Source organism: Phycisphaera sp., assembly GCA_025916675.1.
Taxonomy (GTDB): Bacteria; Planctomycetota; Phycisphaerae; order Phycisphaerales; family UBA1924; genus JAHCJI01.
The window spans coordinates 2,087,732-2,103,998 of sequence record CP098402.1 but is presented as its reverse complement, the minus strand read 5'-3'; the positions used below and the strand labels follow the sequence as shown (position 1 = coordinate 2,103,998).

Below are 16,267 nucleotides of genomic sequence, written 5' to 3'. Positions count from 1 at the left end.
TCGGGCGAACAAGGTCGTACCACCAAGTGTTGGGTTATACGTGCGGGCCGGTGAGCCGGTCCGGGCGTCAGGCAGCATGGCGTGTGGCAAGGCAAGGCTCACCACGAGCCGCCACAGGGCCCCGAGCGATGCGGGCCACGCCGAGTGCGAAGGGAAGTGACCGATGAGGCAGAATCGAGGCCAGGGACCAAGCCCGCTTGAGCAGGCTCGCCGCCGGCAGCACGCCGGTATTGCGGGTCAGGGCACCGTGGCGCGCGGAGCGCGGCGCCGTCTGAGCCCCGACGATGAGCGGCTGCTGGACCAGATCATGGCCCAGGAGATGGACTACATCGACAGCCCGGCGTTCTACGAGGACGCCGCCGACACGAAGATCTACGACGAGGCTCCTGATGTTCAGAAGCCCGATACCGCGTGGTATCACCCAGTCATGGACGACCTGTCGGCCACCCGCACCCGGACCGTGAAGAGCAGCCAGCAGGTCATCCTGACGGCCGCCGAGGAAAAGGTGCTGTTCCACCAGTTCAACTACGCGCGACACCGGGTGTGGATGCTCCAGCAGGAAGTCTGGGAAAACCCGAATCGCAAGCCGAATCCCGAGCAGGCCGAGAAGATCCTGTGGTGGTATCGGCGTGCCGACCTGATCCGCGAGCAGATCGCCGAGACCAACCTCGCGCTGGTGCTGGCTATGGCCAAACGCACCCGCATGAGCGAGGTGGACTTTGCCGACCTGGTGAGCGAGGGCAACATGGCCCTGCTCCGTGCGGTTGACAAGTTCGACGCCGGTCGTGGGTACAAGTTCAGTACCTACGCCTGCCGGGCCATCCTGAAGGCCTTCAGCCGCCAGGGCATGAAGCTGAGCAAGTACCGCCAGCGCTTCCCGACCGATTTCGACCCCAAGCTCGAGAAGTCCAACTTCCTCGAGACCAAGCGGGCCGACTTCGAGCGTGACGCGGCCGAGGAGGTCAAGCGGATTGTCAATGACAACCGTGCCGAACTCACCGACGTGGAGCGCACCGTCATCGAGCACCGCTTCGGGCTCGAGAGCGGCGAGGAGAAGCCCATGACCCTTGAGCAGGTCGGGCAGATCATCGGCGTGACCAAGGAGCGTGTCCGCCAGATCCAGAACAAGGCCATGGAAAAGCTGCGTCTGGAACTGGAGGCCAACTTCCTTGGGCTGAGGCAAGAGGAAGAAGAGCAGGCCGAGGCCGAGGCCGCTCCGGCCTGATCTCAAGAACCAACCGACAGTGGGGGCCCGGAAGGGCCCCTTGTCATGCGCGGAAATCGAAATGCGGTGCTTGCGGAACCTGCGTCTGAGCGCCTACGAACAGGGCCCAAGCCTGGCCTGGGTCTTCTCGGACGATGTGCCACCGGAACAATTTTGTGGTGTATAAGCAAAGATTGGGCCATTGCTGGTAACGGTCGGGGGGGGCAACGGCGCTACATTTAGGGCTCGACCCTCCGCTTTCGGGCGGGTTCGGGCTGATCGGGTTTGGCTCGGTAGCGTGCGTCTGGGCCGGTGTTGAGGGCCGGCCTCGAACAGCCCCGGGTCGGGCCAATCGGATGATCCTCGGAATGCGTCGCCGCGAGCGGCGGCGGGAGTTGGCAGAGCATGAGCAGCGGAAACACGGCGGTCCACAGCGAAGAGTCGGCCACGGGGCACACCGCCCCGATTTCGGACTTCATGGGCGTGAAGCGGGATCCCCACGCCACCAGGCTGGGCGAGTTCCTGAAGACCTGTATCAAGTTCGGGGCATCGGACCTGATCATCAAGACCGACCAGCCCCCGAAGCTGCGTGTGCGTGGTGCCCTCAAGCCGCTGGACACGGCCCCCGTGACCAGCGCCGACTGGGTAGAGATCATCAAGGCCACCCTGGACGAGCAGCAACTCGAGGATCTGGCCCACTTCGGCAGCGTGGATTTCGCGTACGACTACGACGACAGCGCCCGTTTCCGCATGAACCTGTTCAAGGCCCGAGGCCGCATCTCGCTGGCGGCCCGCTTGATCACGAGCAACATCCTTCCCTTCGAGAAGTTGCACCTGCCCGAGGCGATGGGCAAGATCGCGTTGCAGCCCCAGGGCGTGGTGCTGCTGAGCGGTGTGACCGGGTCGGGCAAGTCGACGACGATCGCGTCAATGATCGATTATGTAAACCAGCGCAAACCGATCCACATCGTGACGATCGAGGATCCGATCGAGTACATCTTCAACGACAAGAAGGCGACGATTAACCAGCGCGAGATCGGCATCGACGTGCTGGACTTCAACATCGCGCTGAAGGCCCTGGTGCGTGAGAATCCCGACCTCGTGCTGATCGGTGAGATGCGCGATAAGTCGACCTTCGAGGCCGCGCTGAACGCGGCCGAGACGGGCCACCTTGTGTATGGGACCATCCACGCGTCGAGTACGACTCAAACGTTCAGTCGTATCTACGGCTTGTTTGAGACCGACGAGGTCGAGGGCATCCGCCGGATGCTCGCCTACCAGATGCGGGCGTTCGTGTACCAGAAGCTGCTGCCGACGCTGCACGAGCACATCCCGCGTATCCCGGCCATCGAGATCCTGATCAACGACACGGTCGTGCAGAAGCACATCCTCGAGGAACGCGAGGGCGAGCTTCGTGAGTACCTGAACTCCATCGAGGCCCAGCAGCAGGGCATGGTGGACTTCAACGCGTGGCTCGTGAAGCTGATCGAGGAAGAGTACATCCACCAGCGCATCGCGATGGAGAGCAGCCCCAACAAGGATGATCTCCAGATGCGCCTGAAGAAGTTTGGCGGCGCCTCGCAGAAGCGCTGAATTCGTTCGGAACGCCGCCGCGAGCCCGTTGGGCCTCGCAGCCGAATGGCCCTTGAGATGATAAAGGAACGCCACTCGTGGATCTGACCCAGCCCTTGCTCACCTCTACGCCCTCGGTCATGCTGGCCGAAGCGTTCGTGCTCGCTTCCTGGTGGAAGGCGATTCTCTTCGTGGCTATGTTCGCCGGTTGGGGATGGTTCGTCTCCAGCGTGGCGGACAAGCACGCGGCCCGGTTCTACCTCCCTCGTGAGAAGTGGAACATGGTGTACATGGCGACCGCGTTGCTGGCGATCGTGGTGATCGTGGTCAACCCGCTCTCGGGCATCGTGGCGTTCCTGGTCGCCTTTCCCGTTGTGGCGTTGCTGCTGGCAGTTCCGCCGCTCATGTACGTGCAGATGGCCAATAAGGACGAGCGGGTGCCCGAGGAGCACCACCTGACGATGAATATCGCCAGTTGGATGGAAGCACGCAAGACCGCGAAGGAAGCCAAGAAGTCCGCGCGTGTCCAGCTTGCCATCGTCAAGCCCGATGGCATTACGATGGAAGCGCCCGAAGACGGCACCGCCGAGATGATCGTGCGTGCGGCTGCCGAGAAGTTGTACATCGATGGTGTTGCCGGGCGGGCTCACAAGATCGAACTGCTCCCCGCCGGCGAGCAGGGCTACGCGGTTGCCCATACCGTGGATGGGCTCCGTACCGTGGTAGGCGAGCCGCTGGCGCCGCAGGACGCGATGCGGGTGATCGCGTTCTGGCAGACCGCCTCGGGCCTGGAGGCCGGCGAGCGCCGCCGCCAGGTGGGCGAGCCGGACGTATCCAAGGGCGGCGAGCGTCACCACTTGCGAGTGATCTCCAGCGGCGGCCAGCAGGGCCTCAAGCTTACGATCGTGGTTGACCCGTCCAAGTCGGTCCGCCGCAAGGGCGACAACCTTGGGCTGTTGCCGCAGCAACGCGAGGTGTTACAGAAACTCGTCGATGATGGCACGGGTGTTGTGCTGCTGGCGGCCCCCAAGGGCATGGGCCGCACGACGATGCTGTACACCTTGCTGAAGATGCACGACGCGTACACGTCGAACATCCAGAGCATCGAACTCGAGCAGCAGGACACACTCGAGGGTATCCGCCAGAACGTGTGGAGCCCGACGGGCAAGGGGCCCGACCATGCCACCCTGCTGCGGTCGATCCTGCGTCGCGACCCGAGCGTCGTGGGTGTGGCCGAGGTGGTCGACGAGGCGACGGCTCTGGAGTCGGCCAAGGGCGATCTTGACCACACGCGTGTGTACCTGTCGGTGCCCGCGGAGAACGCGTTGCAGGCGGTCGAGATGTACCGCCGGGCGCTGCACGACAATGGGTTGGCGGCCCAGGCACTGAAGGGTGTGGTCGCGGGCAAGCTGGTGCGGGCCCTGGCCGAATCCAGCCGCGAGGCCTACGTGCCGAGTCCGGACATGCTCAAGAAGCTGGGCCTGTCTCCCGACAAGGTCAAGACGCTGTACCGCCACCGCACGCACATCGAGGTCAACAAGAAGATGGTGCCCTGCCCCGAGAGCGGCGGCACCGGATTTGTCGGCCAGATCGGTGTGTTCGAGTTGTACACCATCGGTGCCGACGAGAAGGCCGCCATCGAGCAGGGTGACATGAACGCTCTGGCGACGGCCTTCCGCAAGCAGGGCGTGCCCAGCATCCAGCAGGCCGCCATCGTGCGTGCCGTCGAGGGCGCGACCAGCGTGGACGAGGTGATCCGCGTCACGGTGGGTTCGTCCAAGAGCAAGTCGACTTCGTCTCCCAAGCCTGCCACCGCCAGCACCTGAACGGGTCCGTACGCAAGGAGTTCTCGATGATATTTACAATCTTCGCTCTGGCCGGCGTTCTCATCTTTACCTGGGTGTGGGTCATCCGCGGCTTCTTCAGCGCCTTCTTGCACATGCTGTGCGTGCTTGCGGCTGGTGCGGTGGCCTTTGCCGTCTACGAGCCGATCACGATGCTGTTGCTCAGCCAGGCTCCCGATCGTGGCTTTGGCACCATCCTTCGCGACACTGCCCACGGCATCTCGCTTGGGATGTCCTTTGCGCTGTCGCTGGTCATCTTGCGGCTGGCTGTCGACAAAGCCGTGCCCAACAACCTCAAGTTCAACGACAACGTCGAGTACGTCGGCGCTGGCGTGTGCGGTCTGGCCACCGGCATCGTGACCGTTGGTTTTCTTCTCATGTCGCTTGGGATGATGCGGTTTGGCCCGGACAAGCCCGTCCAGGGGCTGGTCTTTACCGATGAGGGCGGCGGCGCTCGCGGTAGCGTGGTGCGCAATTCCTCACCGTTCCGGCCTTACGTCGACGAGTGGACCGCGAAGGCGTATTTGTGGATGTCGCGCGGGACGCTGGCGACGGGCGAGCCGCTCGCGAAGTGGCATCCAAACTTCCACGAGCAGGGTTCGGCCATGCGGACCACGTTCGCCGGGCAGTCTCGCAACTCCTCGAAGCCCGAGGAATTCAAGCTCATCCAGTGGTACGCGCTTGGCGACATCGAGCGCGGCGGTAGCATGGGCGAGTTGATGCGTGATCGCTGGCAGCCCGGCATTCCCCAGCGTGTGATCGGGCTTGATGGTGAGGAGATTACCAACGGGTATGTTGCCGGAGTCGTGCTCGAACTCGACGCGCAGGCGCGTGAACTCGGTGGTGGTGCGAAGATCGTTCTTGGCAACGCCCAGATCCGGATGGTGGCCGAGCAGGACGGTACGGGCTTCACCCGGGCCTTCCACCCATCGGCGGTCATCAGCCAGGCGGACGCCCAGGAGCCCACACTGGCACGCTTCCGCTTCGATGCCAAGGAATCGTTCATCGCCTCGGTGGGTGGCGGTGCGAAGGCGATCATGGCGTTCGAGTTTGCCCTGCCCCGCGCGTACCGGCCGATCGCGGTCTACGTGCGCGGTGCTCGCATCCAACTGGACAAGGAGCCGGACTCGACCTTCAGCACCACGACCGCCCGCGACGATGCCGTCACGACCCTTGAATACGGCGGTGTCGATCTTGCGGACATGGATTATTCGCAGGCTGTGGAACTGAGGACCATGAACGGTCGACAGGAATTGGAGCCTTCGGAGTACCACCTGTACCTCCAGGCCAATCTGCCCGGTCGCATGCTCATCAAGAAGGGCACCGAGCGCGGGCTCGAGGTGTTCAAGGGCGAGAACGATCGGTATTACACCATTGTGGGTGGTGTCGAGCAGTTTACTTCGGCCCAACTTCGTGGGCAGTTCATCGAGCCTTCGTTGCGTGTTGGTGCCTTCGCCGAGCCGCGGGATATCCGCATTGTGCAGGCCGATGTCGGGCGCGATTCGCCGCTGGCTCTCAACGGTTCTGTGTTCCAAAGCCTGAGCGGCAACCAGGCCCCCATGCTCGTCGATGAGCAAGGTCAGCTCTACCCGCCGGTGGGGTACATCTGCGTCGAGGATGCCAACTCGTACATCGGGTTTACGCCCGGCCAGCCGATCACCGACCTGAGCAAGCTGCCGTTTACGGTCAGCCAGAGCCGGGCCGAGCAGGACACGTATCTGATCTATCGCGTGAGCGGTGGCGTGAAGGTCGTGGCGATGGTCGCCGACGACAAGGTCATCGCGACGTGGGATCCGGAGCTCGACGTTCCTGTCAAGAACCGCCGCTAGATCACCGGCCCGCGGGCCGTTCATTCGAGGTCAGGTGTTGCCCGCCGGCGCTCTTTTGGGGCGTCGGCGGTTTGCTTGCTACCCTGCGGTATGGCTACTCCCGAATCTCCCACGCTGTCACCAGAGGCTCGCCGGACGCACCACCGCTGGCTCGGCGAGATCACGAGCCTTCCCACGGTTGCGGGCCGAGAGGGGCGCGTGGTCGCGTGGGTCACCGCGTGGGTGCGTGAACGGCCGGAGCTGACCCTGTCGGCCGACGAGCATGGCAATCTGACGATCCGTCGGACCGAGCCGTTCGCTCCGGGAGAGCCGGTGTACATCACCGCACACCTGGACCATCCCGGCTTCGCGGTTGAGGCGATCGAGGGTGGAACCGAGTTGGTGCTGGCGTTCCGTGGTGGCGTGATGGAAGACTACTTCAAGGGCGCGCGCGTGCAGGTGCATCCGGTGAGCGGTGATGCGCGGCTGGCGACCATCGTCGAGCGGATCGAGCCCGCGGAGGACGAGCAGGAGATGTTCAAGCGGTATCGTGCTCGCCTCGATGAGGGGCAGACGACCGACGGCCTGACAACGGAGGACATCGCCACCTGGCTGCTGCCCGAGTCGTCGATCACCGGCGGCATCTTGAGCGCCCCCGTGTGCGACGACCTGGCGGCGGCGGCGGCGGCTCTCTCGGCCTTTGACGAGTTGCTGAAGCTCAAGGCGGCTGGCGAGGCGGTGGGGCGTGACGTGCGGGTGTTCTTCACGCGGGCCGAGGAGATCGGCTTCGTGGGTGCGCTCGGCGCGTGCCGGAGCAAGACAATTCCCGAGAATGCGCCGGTGATCGCGCTGGAGAACAGCCGGGCGTTCGATGACTCGCCAATCGGTGGCGGGCCGATCGTTCGCGTGGGCGATCGGCTGACGGTGTTCACGCCGCGTCTGACCGCAGCCGTCGCAGCGCGGGCGGAGGCAGTCGCGGGCGGGCCGGCGTCGCCGACGGCCTCGCAGAAGCAGAGCGAGTTGCCAACGTGGCGCTGGCAGCGCAAGCTCATGGCCGGCGGCGCGTGCGAGGCGACGGTGTTCTGCGCCGCGGGATATGAGGCGACCTGCGTGTGCCTGCCGCTGGGCAACTACCACAACATGGCCGACCTGGCCGCCGTGCAGGCGGGCACGAACACGACGCCCCCGGCGATCGGCAGCGAGCAGATCGCGATCAGTGATTTCGATGGGCTGGTCGACCTGCTGATCGCCTGCGGCCAGGAACTGCAGCCGGGCGGGGGGATTGATGCGCGGCTAAAGAAGATCTGGGACGAGCGGGGGTTTGTGTTAGAGGAGTAGGCCAGTCGGGATCACGAGGCTCAGTGCGCTACGTTGGTGATCGCCATCCATAGCCAGCCATCGCGGGAGGTCAGGCGGCCCTCGATTTTCACCGGTTCGGCGATGAGGCCGTGGTATTGCTCGGGCATGGGCGAGCCGTCGGGGGCGGTGAGCAGGGCGTAGTGGTTCTTGCCGGTGTCGTCGGTCCAGGCGATCATGGGCGGGACGCCGCCGGCGACGCAGAGGATGGCGCAGGCCTTGTGGCCCTGGCCGTCGCCGGGCTTCATCGCGCCCAGATAGCACTTGGTGTCGAGGATCTCGGCGGCGATGGCGTGGGTGCCATGGTCGACCGGTGCGGCGCGGTTCGGGAGTGGTAGGCTGAGTTCGGTTGGCGGGCTGTCGACCTCGAGCACGCGCATGCCGTCGCGTTCGAGTATGTAGCCGGTGGCCTCGACGGTCTGCCCGGCCATCGAGAGGACGCTCTGAGGCGGGCCGCCCTTGCCCACGCCCATGAGGATGACGCCCGGCGAGCCGTCGGCGGGCAGCAGCATCGGGTACGGGTCGGCGACGATGATGCCGGTGAGGGTGGCGGTGTTGCTGGTGTCCCAGACGGCCGGGCCGGGATCGCGTTGGGCGAGCGCGGTGGCGGCGGCTGTGCCCGCGAGCAGACCGGCCAGTGCTCCAACCGCCGCGAGCACGAGCGTGAGCAGCGTGGCGGGCAGCGGGCGGTAGAGAACGTAGATGGGCTCGCGCTCGCTCATGTGTTGGTGCCCTCGGGGATCGTCACGGGCGTTGTCGGTGTGCCGGGCGCGTTGGCGCTGGGGTTGACCTCGACACGCCCGCCGCGGACGCGGAGTTCGTAGGTGGGGATCTTTTCGGTGAAGGGTGGGGGGCTCTGGCCGTTGTGGGTTTCGTACTGGTAGCCGTGCCAGGGACAAGTCGCGCAGCCGTCCATGATCTCGCCCTCGCCGAGCGGGCCGCCCTGGTGGGCGCAGACGTTGCTGAGGGCCGAGAGTGCCGCGCCGTCACGGAATATAGCGACGCGCTCGCCGTTGCCGAGGCACACCACGCGGGCTCGCTTGTCGGGGATGTCTGATGCATCGCCAATGTCGACCCAGCCGTCGTCGGCGGTGGTGGGGGTGGTCGCGTCGCGGCGCCGCTCGCGGATGCCAGCGGTCAGGTGCAGCGCGCCGAGCGTGACAGCGCCGAATGCGAGGAGTGCAGGATACAGGAGCGACTTCTCGTCCTTGAGCACGCCCATCACCACGTGCGCGATGACCAGCACGTAGGCGACGTACACGGTCATGTGCATCGCCTTCCACACGCGGTGGCCCAGGAAGGCGAGCCAGAAGTCGTGGCTGGTGGCGGCCATCATCAGCAGGATGAGCAGCGCGAGGAAGCCCAGAAACTCGAAGCCAACGCCGCCATCGGGGCGGACGAGCACGGCGAGGATGGGATTCTGCACGCCGAAACCGCCGTAGAAGCCGTAGACGATGAGGGCGTGCAAGCCAGCGACAAGGAACAACGTGACGCCCAAGTGCCGGCGGTTGGCCAGCAGGAAGGTCGTGCGAGGCCAGAGCCGGGCGATGGGGCCGATGGCCAGGACGACGTGCAGCAGCACGATGGCCAGCGTGCCCAGGGCGCGCAGGATGAGGATGGGTGGGGAGATGTCGTTGGGCGGTTGGTTGACGACGAAACTCACACCCACGAACACCGCGACGAACAGCACGCACAGCGAGCCGAGCACGAGGTCGTACCTGACCTTGTGGGGCATCCAGCTCACGGCGCGGTAGCGGGCACTCATGGCGTTGGTTCCGTGGTGCGCTCGTCGATATTCGGCCCGGTCGGTCGTGGGCCGCGGCGGAGCAGTGCGCCAAGCACGATGAGCGTCAGCGCAACAACCAGCACCAGCACCCAGATCACGACATGCAAGCGGCGTTGGGTGGGATTCATGATCGGCCCGCCTTTGCCCACCGGATAAGGACCAACGGCCACAGCACCATCACGCCTGGGATGGCGAGCAGACGGAAGCCCCAGGTGCCGTCGGCGGCGGCGGGGTCGAGCCGGTTGACGCCTCGCAGCACCATCGGGATGGCCACGAGCGTGCCGAGGGCACCGTATGCGAAGATTGCGGCGATGATCCCCACGGCCATGCCCGATGATACCCCCCGCCGCGGCAGCCGAGCTATGCTGCGCCATGGCACTTTCCCGACGCGACGTGCTCTCGGCCGGCCTTGCGACTTCCGTTGGCCTGGCTCTTTCACCTGCGGCCCTTGCTCGAGCAAGGCCTAGACCAATGCGAGGCGATGGGCACGCCGGCCCGGTGGCTATCGCGAGTGCGAACGGATTGCCGGCGACCGAGCGGGCGTACCGGCTTATCTCACAGGGCACCGACCCGGTCGACGCGATCGTGGCGGGAGTGACGATCGTCGAGAACGACGCCGATGATTTGAGCGTGGGGTATGGCGGGCTGCCGAACGAGGAGGGCGTGATCCAGCTCGACGCGTCGGTGATGCACGGGCCGACGCACAAGAGCGGGGCGGTGGCGTGCATCGAGGGCATCAAGAATCCGGCAGCCGTGGCGCTGCTGGTGCTCAAGCGCACCGATCACTGCCTCATCGTGGGCGAGGGCGCGAAGCGGTTCGCGCTGGCCAACGGGTTCAAGGAAGAGGACCTGATGACCGATCGCACGCGGCGGCTGTGGTTGCGGTGGAAGGGGAATCTGAACGACCGCGACGACTGGCTGGATGACGACCAGCTCGACTGGGACCCGCGCGATGAGAGGAACCGCGGGCGTGGGCCAATCGGCAAGAACGAGATTGGTGACGAGATGTCGCGGCTGGCCGCCGACCACGATGTGCAGTGGAAGGACGGCGTGCCGTACACGACGGGCACGATCAACTGCTGTGCGGTCGACGGCAAAGGCAACCTGGCCAGTTGCACGACGACCAGCGGACTGAGCTGGAAGATCCCCGGTCGCGTGGGCGACTCGCCGATCACCGGAGCGGGGATGTATTGCGACAACGAGGTCGGGGCCGCCGGTGCGACGGGGCGCGGCGAGGCGGTGATCCTGAACTGCGGCGGCTTCGCGATCGTGCGCGCGATGGAACGGGGATTGACGCCCACCGAGGCGTGCCTCGAAGTTGCCGGCGACATCGCCCGCCGCACGAAGGAGAAGCGGCTGCGCGGGGAAGATGGCCGCGTGAACTTCGACGTGAAGCTGTACGCCGTGCGGAAGGATGGGGCGTACGGGGCGGCATCGATCAGGCCCGGCGGGCGTTTTGCGATATGTGATGCCGCAGGGGCTCGGATCGAACAGTGCGATTCCGTATACGAGTAGCGTGCCCCCTCAGGGGGACACTACGAACATCAGCGTTGCGATGTACACGATCGGGCAGGCCGCGATGGGGCCAAAGGCCAGACACCAGAATCCTGCGGGAGTCCTGCGGCCGCGACGCTGTTGCCAGAGGCGAAGACCGAGCGTGGTGGCACCCAGCGGCCAGGCGGCAAACCAGAGCAGGAACGTGTAGAGCGCAAGAGCGCCGGCGACTTTCGCGACACGATCGAGCCCCGGGTACCGGCCCGAGGCGGAGGCAACCGTCTCGCTCGGGTCGATTCCATACATCCCGTAGGCAAGGACGGCGCACAGGAACGCGACCGGCAACGCGAGCCACACTGGAATCCACAGGCACACATAGATCCATGTGAGAATTTTGAGCTGGCGGTCAGGTGTACGCGTAGGATCGTTGCGATCACCCGGATCCATGCTACACTCGGGGCAGGCGTAGTCGTCCGGGATGCCGGACAGGTCGTACTGGCAGAACGGGCACCGCACGAACATGCTACATCGGGTGCTGCGCGGTTGTTCGCGCAACGGTTCTCAGAGCTGCTTTCGATCAGTCCGGAAAGATCATGAGATGCATCACAACCCAGATCACGCACGGTAACGCCAGCGGGAGTAGCAGCCAGAGCGACCACGGTGTGGTCCGCAGTTGCCGCTCGGTCCACTGGCCCCACGCGATGCATGCAAGCAAAAGGACCATGAACGGCCAGAGCAGCGCCGAGCCCATCAGGCCCAGCATCGTTAGGACCATCGTGATGTCGAGGATGGGGAATTCGCCGGTTTCAACATGCCTCCAGCCGGGACCGTTGGGCCACGACCACAGGAAGACCATGGCCGCGACGATGTTGATGGCGGCCGTCATCAGCGGCAGGCTCGCAACGAATGCGATGGCCCAGTAGGCCTGAAGCCATCCCATTCGAGACTAGCAACGCTTTCGTCTTAGTTGCAATCGGCTGGTGGCGTCGGTGCCGCACTCGGGGCAGGTGGCGCGGCGATCTAACCCGGTGAGCTGGTACCCGCAGCGCGGGCAGCGTGCCTGCCGAGCGAGCTTTCGCAGTCCGAGGCCCATGGGAAGATCTTACGCGACGGTGGCGAGTTCCGGCGCCACGCCCATTGCGTCTTCGAGCACGCGCCGCCAGAGGGCTTCGAGCTTGGCATCGCTGACGGGCACGGCGACGCCGAGTTCCTGGGCGTAGGTCGACACGCGGAGTTCCTCGCACATCCAGCGATACTCCGCAAGCGCGGGGCAGCGGTCCATGGCCTCCTGGGCGGCGTCGGCACCCAGTCCGAGTACGCGGCGGCGACGCTGCTCGTGGTGGGCGATGGCGGCCATCGCGCGGTGGTCGCGATCGATGGCGGTGCCGCGGAGCTTGTCGAGGCGGAGGCGGTTGGCGTCGAGATAACGCGGCAGGCGCGCGAGCCATTGCGGTGGCGTGCATGAGAGGAAGCCGGCCGGCGTGAGGGCATACACGTGCTCGGCGATGTCGGCTGCGGCGGGCTGTTGGGGCGGTGGTAGATTGCCCTCGGTGCGCGCGCGGAGGCGGACGGCACGGGCGAGGATCTCGTCGGCCAGTTTGACCGCTCGATCGGCGGCCTGGCCGAGGTCGCCGAGACCGTCCTCGATCGCCGCGTCCATTTCATCCTTCGTGCGAGGCAGGGGCTTGCCCTCCATGAACGCCATTTCGGCGACGAGGGCGAGCAGATCGTCCTTGAGTTGCGACGACGTGCCGAGCACGGCGTAGGTTGCGAGCAACCCGTCCATCGCGGGGAGCTTCTCGACCTGCTGCTTGAGGGTGCGGCGGGCGGCGAGCATCATCAGCCGGCGCACACCCCGACGGTTGACCGCTTCCGCGGCTTCGGGGCGCTCGAGCATCGCGGTTCGGACGCTCTCGCCCATATCGACGATGGCGGGATAGGCGACCACATGCACGCCGGGGCGGCGGATCTCGAGTTGTTCGGGGAGCTTGTCGAAGTCCCACGCGGTAATGTGCCGGCGATCTGGCCAGCGCCGGTCGGCCTTGAGAAGCGCGTCGCGCAGGCGACCCGACAGGCGAGCTTTCAAGCCCATCAGGTCTCGGCTCTCGGCAAGTTGCTGGCCCTTGCCATCGATGATTCGAATGTTGGGCCGCGTGTGCTCGGGCACCGGGGCCGATGCGAGCTCGTTCGCGTCGGTGTCGACGCCGGTGAGCTTCGAGACGTGCAACGCGAGCGCCTCGGCCAGCATGGGCGGGTCGGTGTCGTTCTTGGTTTCCGAGTGCGCTTCGGCGAACTCTTGGGCGACAACCTTCGCGTCAATATTACGACGCACGGCCTTGGGCAGGGCGCGGAGCATGGCCTGAGCACGTTCGGCGAGCAAGCCCGGCACCATCCAATCGAGGTCGCTCGTGCGCAGGCGGCCGAGGGCCTCGATAGGAACGTTGACCGTCACGCCGTCGTCGGCCTCGCCGGGCTCGAAGCGATACGTGAGCGGCAGTCGCGTGCCCGAGACTTCGGCCTTGTCGGGATACTTCTCTGGCGTGATGGCCGAGGCGTCGCTGAGCAGCAGGTCGCCGGTGGTCATCGCCAGGCGGCCGGGTTCTTCCTTCTCCATTTGCCGTCGCCAGGTCTCGAATCGCTCGGCGGTCCAGACGTCTTCGGGCAGGCGCTTCTCGTAGAACGCGAAGCGGCGTTGGATGTCGGCGACCAGGTCACGCCGACGGGCCTTGTCTTCGAGCGTGCGGAGATCGTCCTGGAGTTGCTTGTTGGCCTCGAGTGCGGGGGCGTCGGTCTTGAGCTGGCCGTCGACCAGGCCATGATGGATGAAGAGCTCGCGGGCCTCGGCGGGGTTTACACGGCCGTAGTCGACGCGGCGGCGGCCGATGATCTCCAAGCCGAACAGCGAGACACGCTCGAAGGCGTAGACCTTGCCCGCTCCGGCGCGGAAATGGGGGTTGTCGTAGGTGCGCTTGCACAGGTCGCCGGCGACCTGCTCGATCCATGTGGGCCGCACGCGTGCGCAGGTGCGGGCGAAGAGCTTGGTCGTGCGTACGAGCTCGGCCGACACGATCCAGTCGAGAGCCGGGGCGTCCTTGCGTTTGGCACCTTCGAGGATCGCGCTGCTGGGGTGGATGACGAAGCTCTGGCCGACGCCCTGAAACTCCTTCTTCTCGCCCTTCTTGCCGATGCTGCCGAGGAAGCCGGCCAGGATGGCCTTGTGGATCTCGCTGAACGTTGCGGGCTTGCTGTTCACGTGGTAGCCCATCTCGACCATCAGCCCGCGGAGCTGCTTCTGCGTGTCGATCCACTCGCGCATGCGCGTAAAGCTCAGCATCCGGCTCCGGCACAGGTTGCCCAGGCGGCCGGTGGTGATGTTCCGGCGTCCGCCGTGGGCGATCTCCCAGAGGTTCCAGTACGCCAGGAAGTCGCTCTCGGGGTGGTCGTACTCGGCGTGCAAGGCGTCGGCCTTGTCGCGCTGGTCGAAGGGACGCTCGCGCGGGTCTTGCACGCTCAGCGCGCTGGCGATGACCAGCACCTCGTTGAGGCAGTCTTCGCGCGCGGCGGCGATGAGGATGCGGCCGATGCGCGGATCGATGGGGAGCCTCGCTAGTTCACGCCCAATCTTCGTGAGCTTCTGCTCCTCGTCGATGGCGCTCAGTTCGCGGAGGGTCTGCAGCCCGTCCTGCACGGCCCGGCGATCGGGCCGCTCCAGCAGCGGGAAGTCCTCGATGTCGCCCAGCTTCAGGGCCTTCATCTGCAGGATCACGCCGGCCAGATTGGTGCGGACGATCTCCGGGTCGGTAAATCGCGGGCGGCTCTCGTAGCTGTTCTCGTCGTAGAGACGCACGCAGATGCCCGGGCCCACGCGGCCGCAGCGGCCCGCCCGCTGGTCGGCCGAGGCGCGGCTGATGTTCTCGATGGGCAGGCGCTGCACACGCGTGCGCGGGCTGTAGCGGTTGAGCCGCGCCAGCCCGGGGTCGACGACGAAGCGGATGCCCGGCACGGTGATGCTTGTTTCGGCAACATTGGTGGCCAGAACGATGCGGCGGCCCGCACCCGGGCGGAACACGCGGTTCTGCTCCTCGGCCGAGAGCCGCGAGTACAAGGGCAGCACGCTGCGATTCTGGTGGCGGCCCTTCTCCAAGTTCTTGGCGACCTCGCGGATCTCGCGCTCGCCGGGCAGGAACACGAGCACGTCGCCCTGGCCCTCGTGGCAGACATTATTTACCGCGTCGACAGTCGCGTTCACCAACTCGCGCGTGTCAGTGAGGTCGACGCCGGGTGGCTCGTAGCGCATCTCGACGGGGTAGGTACGGCCCGACACCTCAAGGATCGGCGCGTCGTCGAAGTGCCGGCTGAAGCGCTCGGGATCGATGGTTGCGCTGGTGACGATGATGCGCAGGTCGGGGCGGCGGGGCATCAGCCGCTTGAGGTAGCCCAGCAGGAAGTCGATGTTCAGGCTGCGCTCGTGCGCTTCGTCCACGATGATGGTGTCGTACTTGTCCAGCCAGCGGTCGCGCTGGGTCTCGGCCAGCAGCACGCCGTCGGTCATGACCTTGACGGCCGTGTCCTCGCCGTGGCGTTCGTCGAAGCGGACCTGATACCCCACGAGGCCCCCGAGTTCAACGCCCAATTCGTCGGCGATGCGTGCCGACACGCTTCGGGCCGCGATGCGCCGGGGCTGGGTGTGCCCGATGAGCCCACCCGCGCCGCGACCCAACCCAAGACAGATCTTGGGGAGCTGGGTGGTCTTGCCCGAGCCGGTCTCGCCGCAGACGACGACGACCTGGTTGTCGCGGACGGCTTCTTCGATCTCGGCTCGGGCGGCGAGCACCGGGAGGTCGAGGTCGAAGCTGGGCGTGGGCATGTTCGCTAACCGTTTGCTACGGCGTTCGGCGGACATCTCGATGCGATTGCGAATCTGCGCAAGCCGAGAATCGGCGTTGGCTCCGTGCTGGCCGTGCGAGAACTGGTCTCGGAGCGTGCGCAGCTCACGCCGAAGCCGTCGCCGATCGGCGAGCATGACACCATCGAGCTCACGCGATAGGCGTCGGGCTTGGTCCAGGATGTTCGTAGAGTGTCCGCCCATCAGGACGCGAATGGTAGATGGCTCACGCCCCGCCATGGCGAGTATTTCTTCACACTCTCCGAGCAAAATGTTCGTCGTCCAGGCGCGATAATCGGAGGCGGGGGAGCCGTGAGG

General features: G+C 65.8%; 13 protein-coding genes. 6 read left to right on the top strand and 7 right to left on the bottom strand.

The features are described from left to right. The first annotated feature begins 163 nt into the window (after nucleotides 1-163). The 5 genes from NCW75_09065 to NCW75_09045 all read left to right on the top strand — a co-directional run bounded on the left by NCW75_09065 (nucleotide 164) and on the right by NCW75_09045 (nucleotide 7,766). The gene (locus NCW75_09065; GenBank protein ID UYV11450.1) at nucleotides 164-1,225 is read left to right on the top strand and encodes a sigma-70 family RNA polymerase sigma factor; all 1,062 of its coding nucleotides are present in this window, start codon (nucleotides 164-166) and stop codon (nucleotides 1,223-1,225) included. A 384-nt stretch (nucleotides 1,226-1,609) separates the two neighbouring features. Continuing rightward, on the top strand, nucleotides 1,610-2,797 hold the full coding sequence (locus tag NCW75_09060; GenBank protein ID UYV11449.1) for a PilT/PilU family type 4a pilus ATPase: 1,188 nt from the start codon (nucleotides 1,610-1,612) through the stop codon (nucleotides 2,795-2,797). 77 nt (nucleotides 2,798-2,874) lie between these two features. After that, entirely contained in the window at nucleotides 2,875-4,602 is a 1,728-nt protein-coding gene (gene tadA, locus NCW75_09055; GenBank protein ID UYV11448.1) for a Flp pilus assembly complex ATPase component TadA, read from the top strand. 26 nt (nucleotides 4,603-4,628) lie between these two features. Next, a complete protein-coding gene (locus NCW75_09050; protein UYV11447.1) occupies nucleotides 4,629-6,449 on the top strand; it encodes a CvpA family protein in 1,821 nt (606 codons plus the stop codon). Between the two features lie 90 nt (nucleotides 6,450-6,539). Further along, nucleotides 6,540-7,766, top strand: a complete 1,227-nt coding sequence (locus NCW75_09045; GenBank protein ID UYV11446.1) for a hypothetical protein — start codon at nucleotides 6,540-6,542, stop codon at nucleotides 7,764-7,766. Between the two features lie 20 nt (nucleotides 7,767-7,786). Here the strand turns inward: NCW75_09045 and NCW75_09040 are convergent, their stop codons facing one another. Genes NCW75_09040 through NCW75_09025 form a run of 4 tightly spaced genes read right to left on the bottom strand, consistent with a single transcriptional unit; the run spans nucleotide 7,787 to nucleotide 9,898 of the window. Next, complete coding sequence (locus tag NCW75_09040; GenBank protein ID UYV11445.1) at nucleotides 7,787-8,506, bottom strand: hypothetical protein; 720 nt, start codon at nucleotides 8,504-8,506, stop codon at nucleotides 7,787-7,789. Beyond that, entirely contained in the window at nucleotides 8,503-9,549 is a 1,047-nt protein-coding gene (locus NCW75_09035; GenBank protein UYV11444.1) for a ferric reductase-like transmembrane domain-containing protein, read from the bottom strand. The genes NCW75_09040 and NCW75_09035 overlap by 4 nt, the downstream gene beginning before the upstream one ends. Further along, a complete protein-coding gene (locus tag NCW75_09030; protein UYV11443.1) occupies nucleotides 9,546-9,698 on the bottom strand; it encodes a hypothetical protein in 153 nt (50 codons plus the stop codon). The genes NCW75_09035 and NCW75_09030 overlap by 4 nt, the downstream gene beginning before the upstream one ends. Then, complete coding sequence (locus tag NCW75_09025; protein UYV11442.1) at nucleotides 9,695-9,898, bottom strand: hypothetical protein; 204 nt, start codon at nucleotides 9,896-9,898, stop codon at nucleotides 9,695-9,697. The genes NCW75_09030 and NCW75_09025 overlap by 4 nt, the downstream gene beginning before the upstream one ends. A gap of 44 nt (nucleotides 9,899-9,942) precedes the next feature. Here NCW75_09025 and NCW75_09020 point away from each other — a divergent pair, with 44 nt between their 5' ends. Continuing rightward, the gene (locus NCW75_09020; GenBank protein ID UYV11441.1) at nucleotides 9,943-11,085 is read left to right on the top strand and encodes a N(4)-(beta-N-acetylglucosaminyl)-L-asparaginase; all 1,143 of its coding nucleotides are present in this window, start codon (nucleotides 9,943-9,945) and stop codon (nucleotides 11,083-11,085) included. A 9-nt stretch (nucleotides 11,086-11,094) separates the two neighbouring features. On the opposite strand, the gene NCW75_09015 is transcribed toward NCW75_09020, so the two are convergent. From NCW75_09015 to hrpA, 3 genes are all read right to left on the bottom strand, one after another. Further along, nucleotides 11,095-11,586 (bottom strand): hypothetical protein, encoded by a 492-nt coding sequence (locus NCW75_09015; protein ID UYV11440.1) that lies wholly within the window; start codon nucleotides 11,584-11,586, stop codon nucleotides 11,095-11,097. A gap of 55 nt (nucleotides 11,587-11,641) precedes the next feature. After that, on the bottom strand, nucleotides 11,642-12,004 hold the full coding sequence (locus NCW75_09010) for a hypothetical protein (protein ID UYV11439.1): 363 nt from the start codon (nucleotides 12,002-12,004) through the stop codon (nucleotides 11,642-11,644). Between the two features lie 162 nt (nucleotides 12,005-12,166). Next, a complete protein-coding gene (hrpA, locus tag NCW75_09005) occupies nucleotides 12,167-16,153 on the bottom strand; it encodes an ATP-dependent RNA helicase HrpA (GenBank protein ID UYV11438.1) in 3,987 nt (1,328 codons plus the stop codon). Nucleotides 16,154-16,267: the final 114 nt, after the last annotated feature.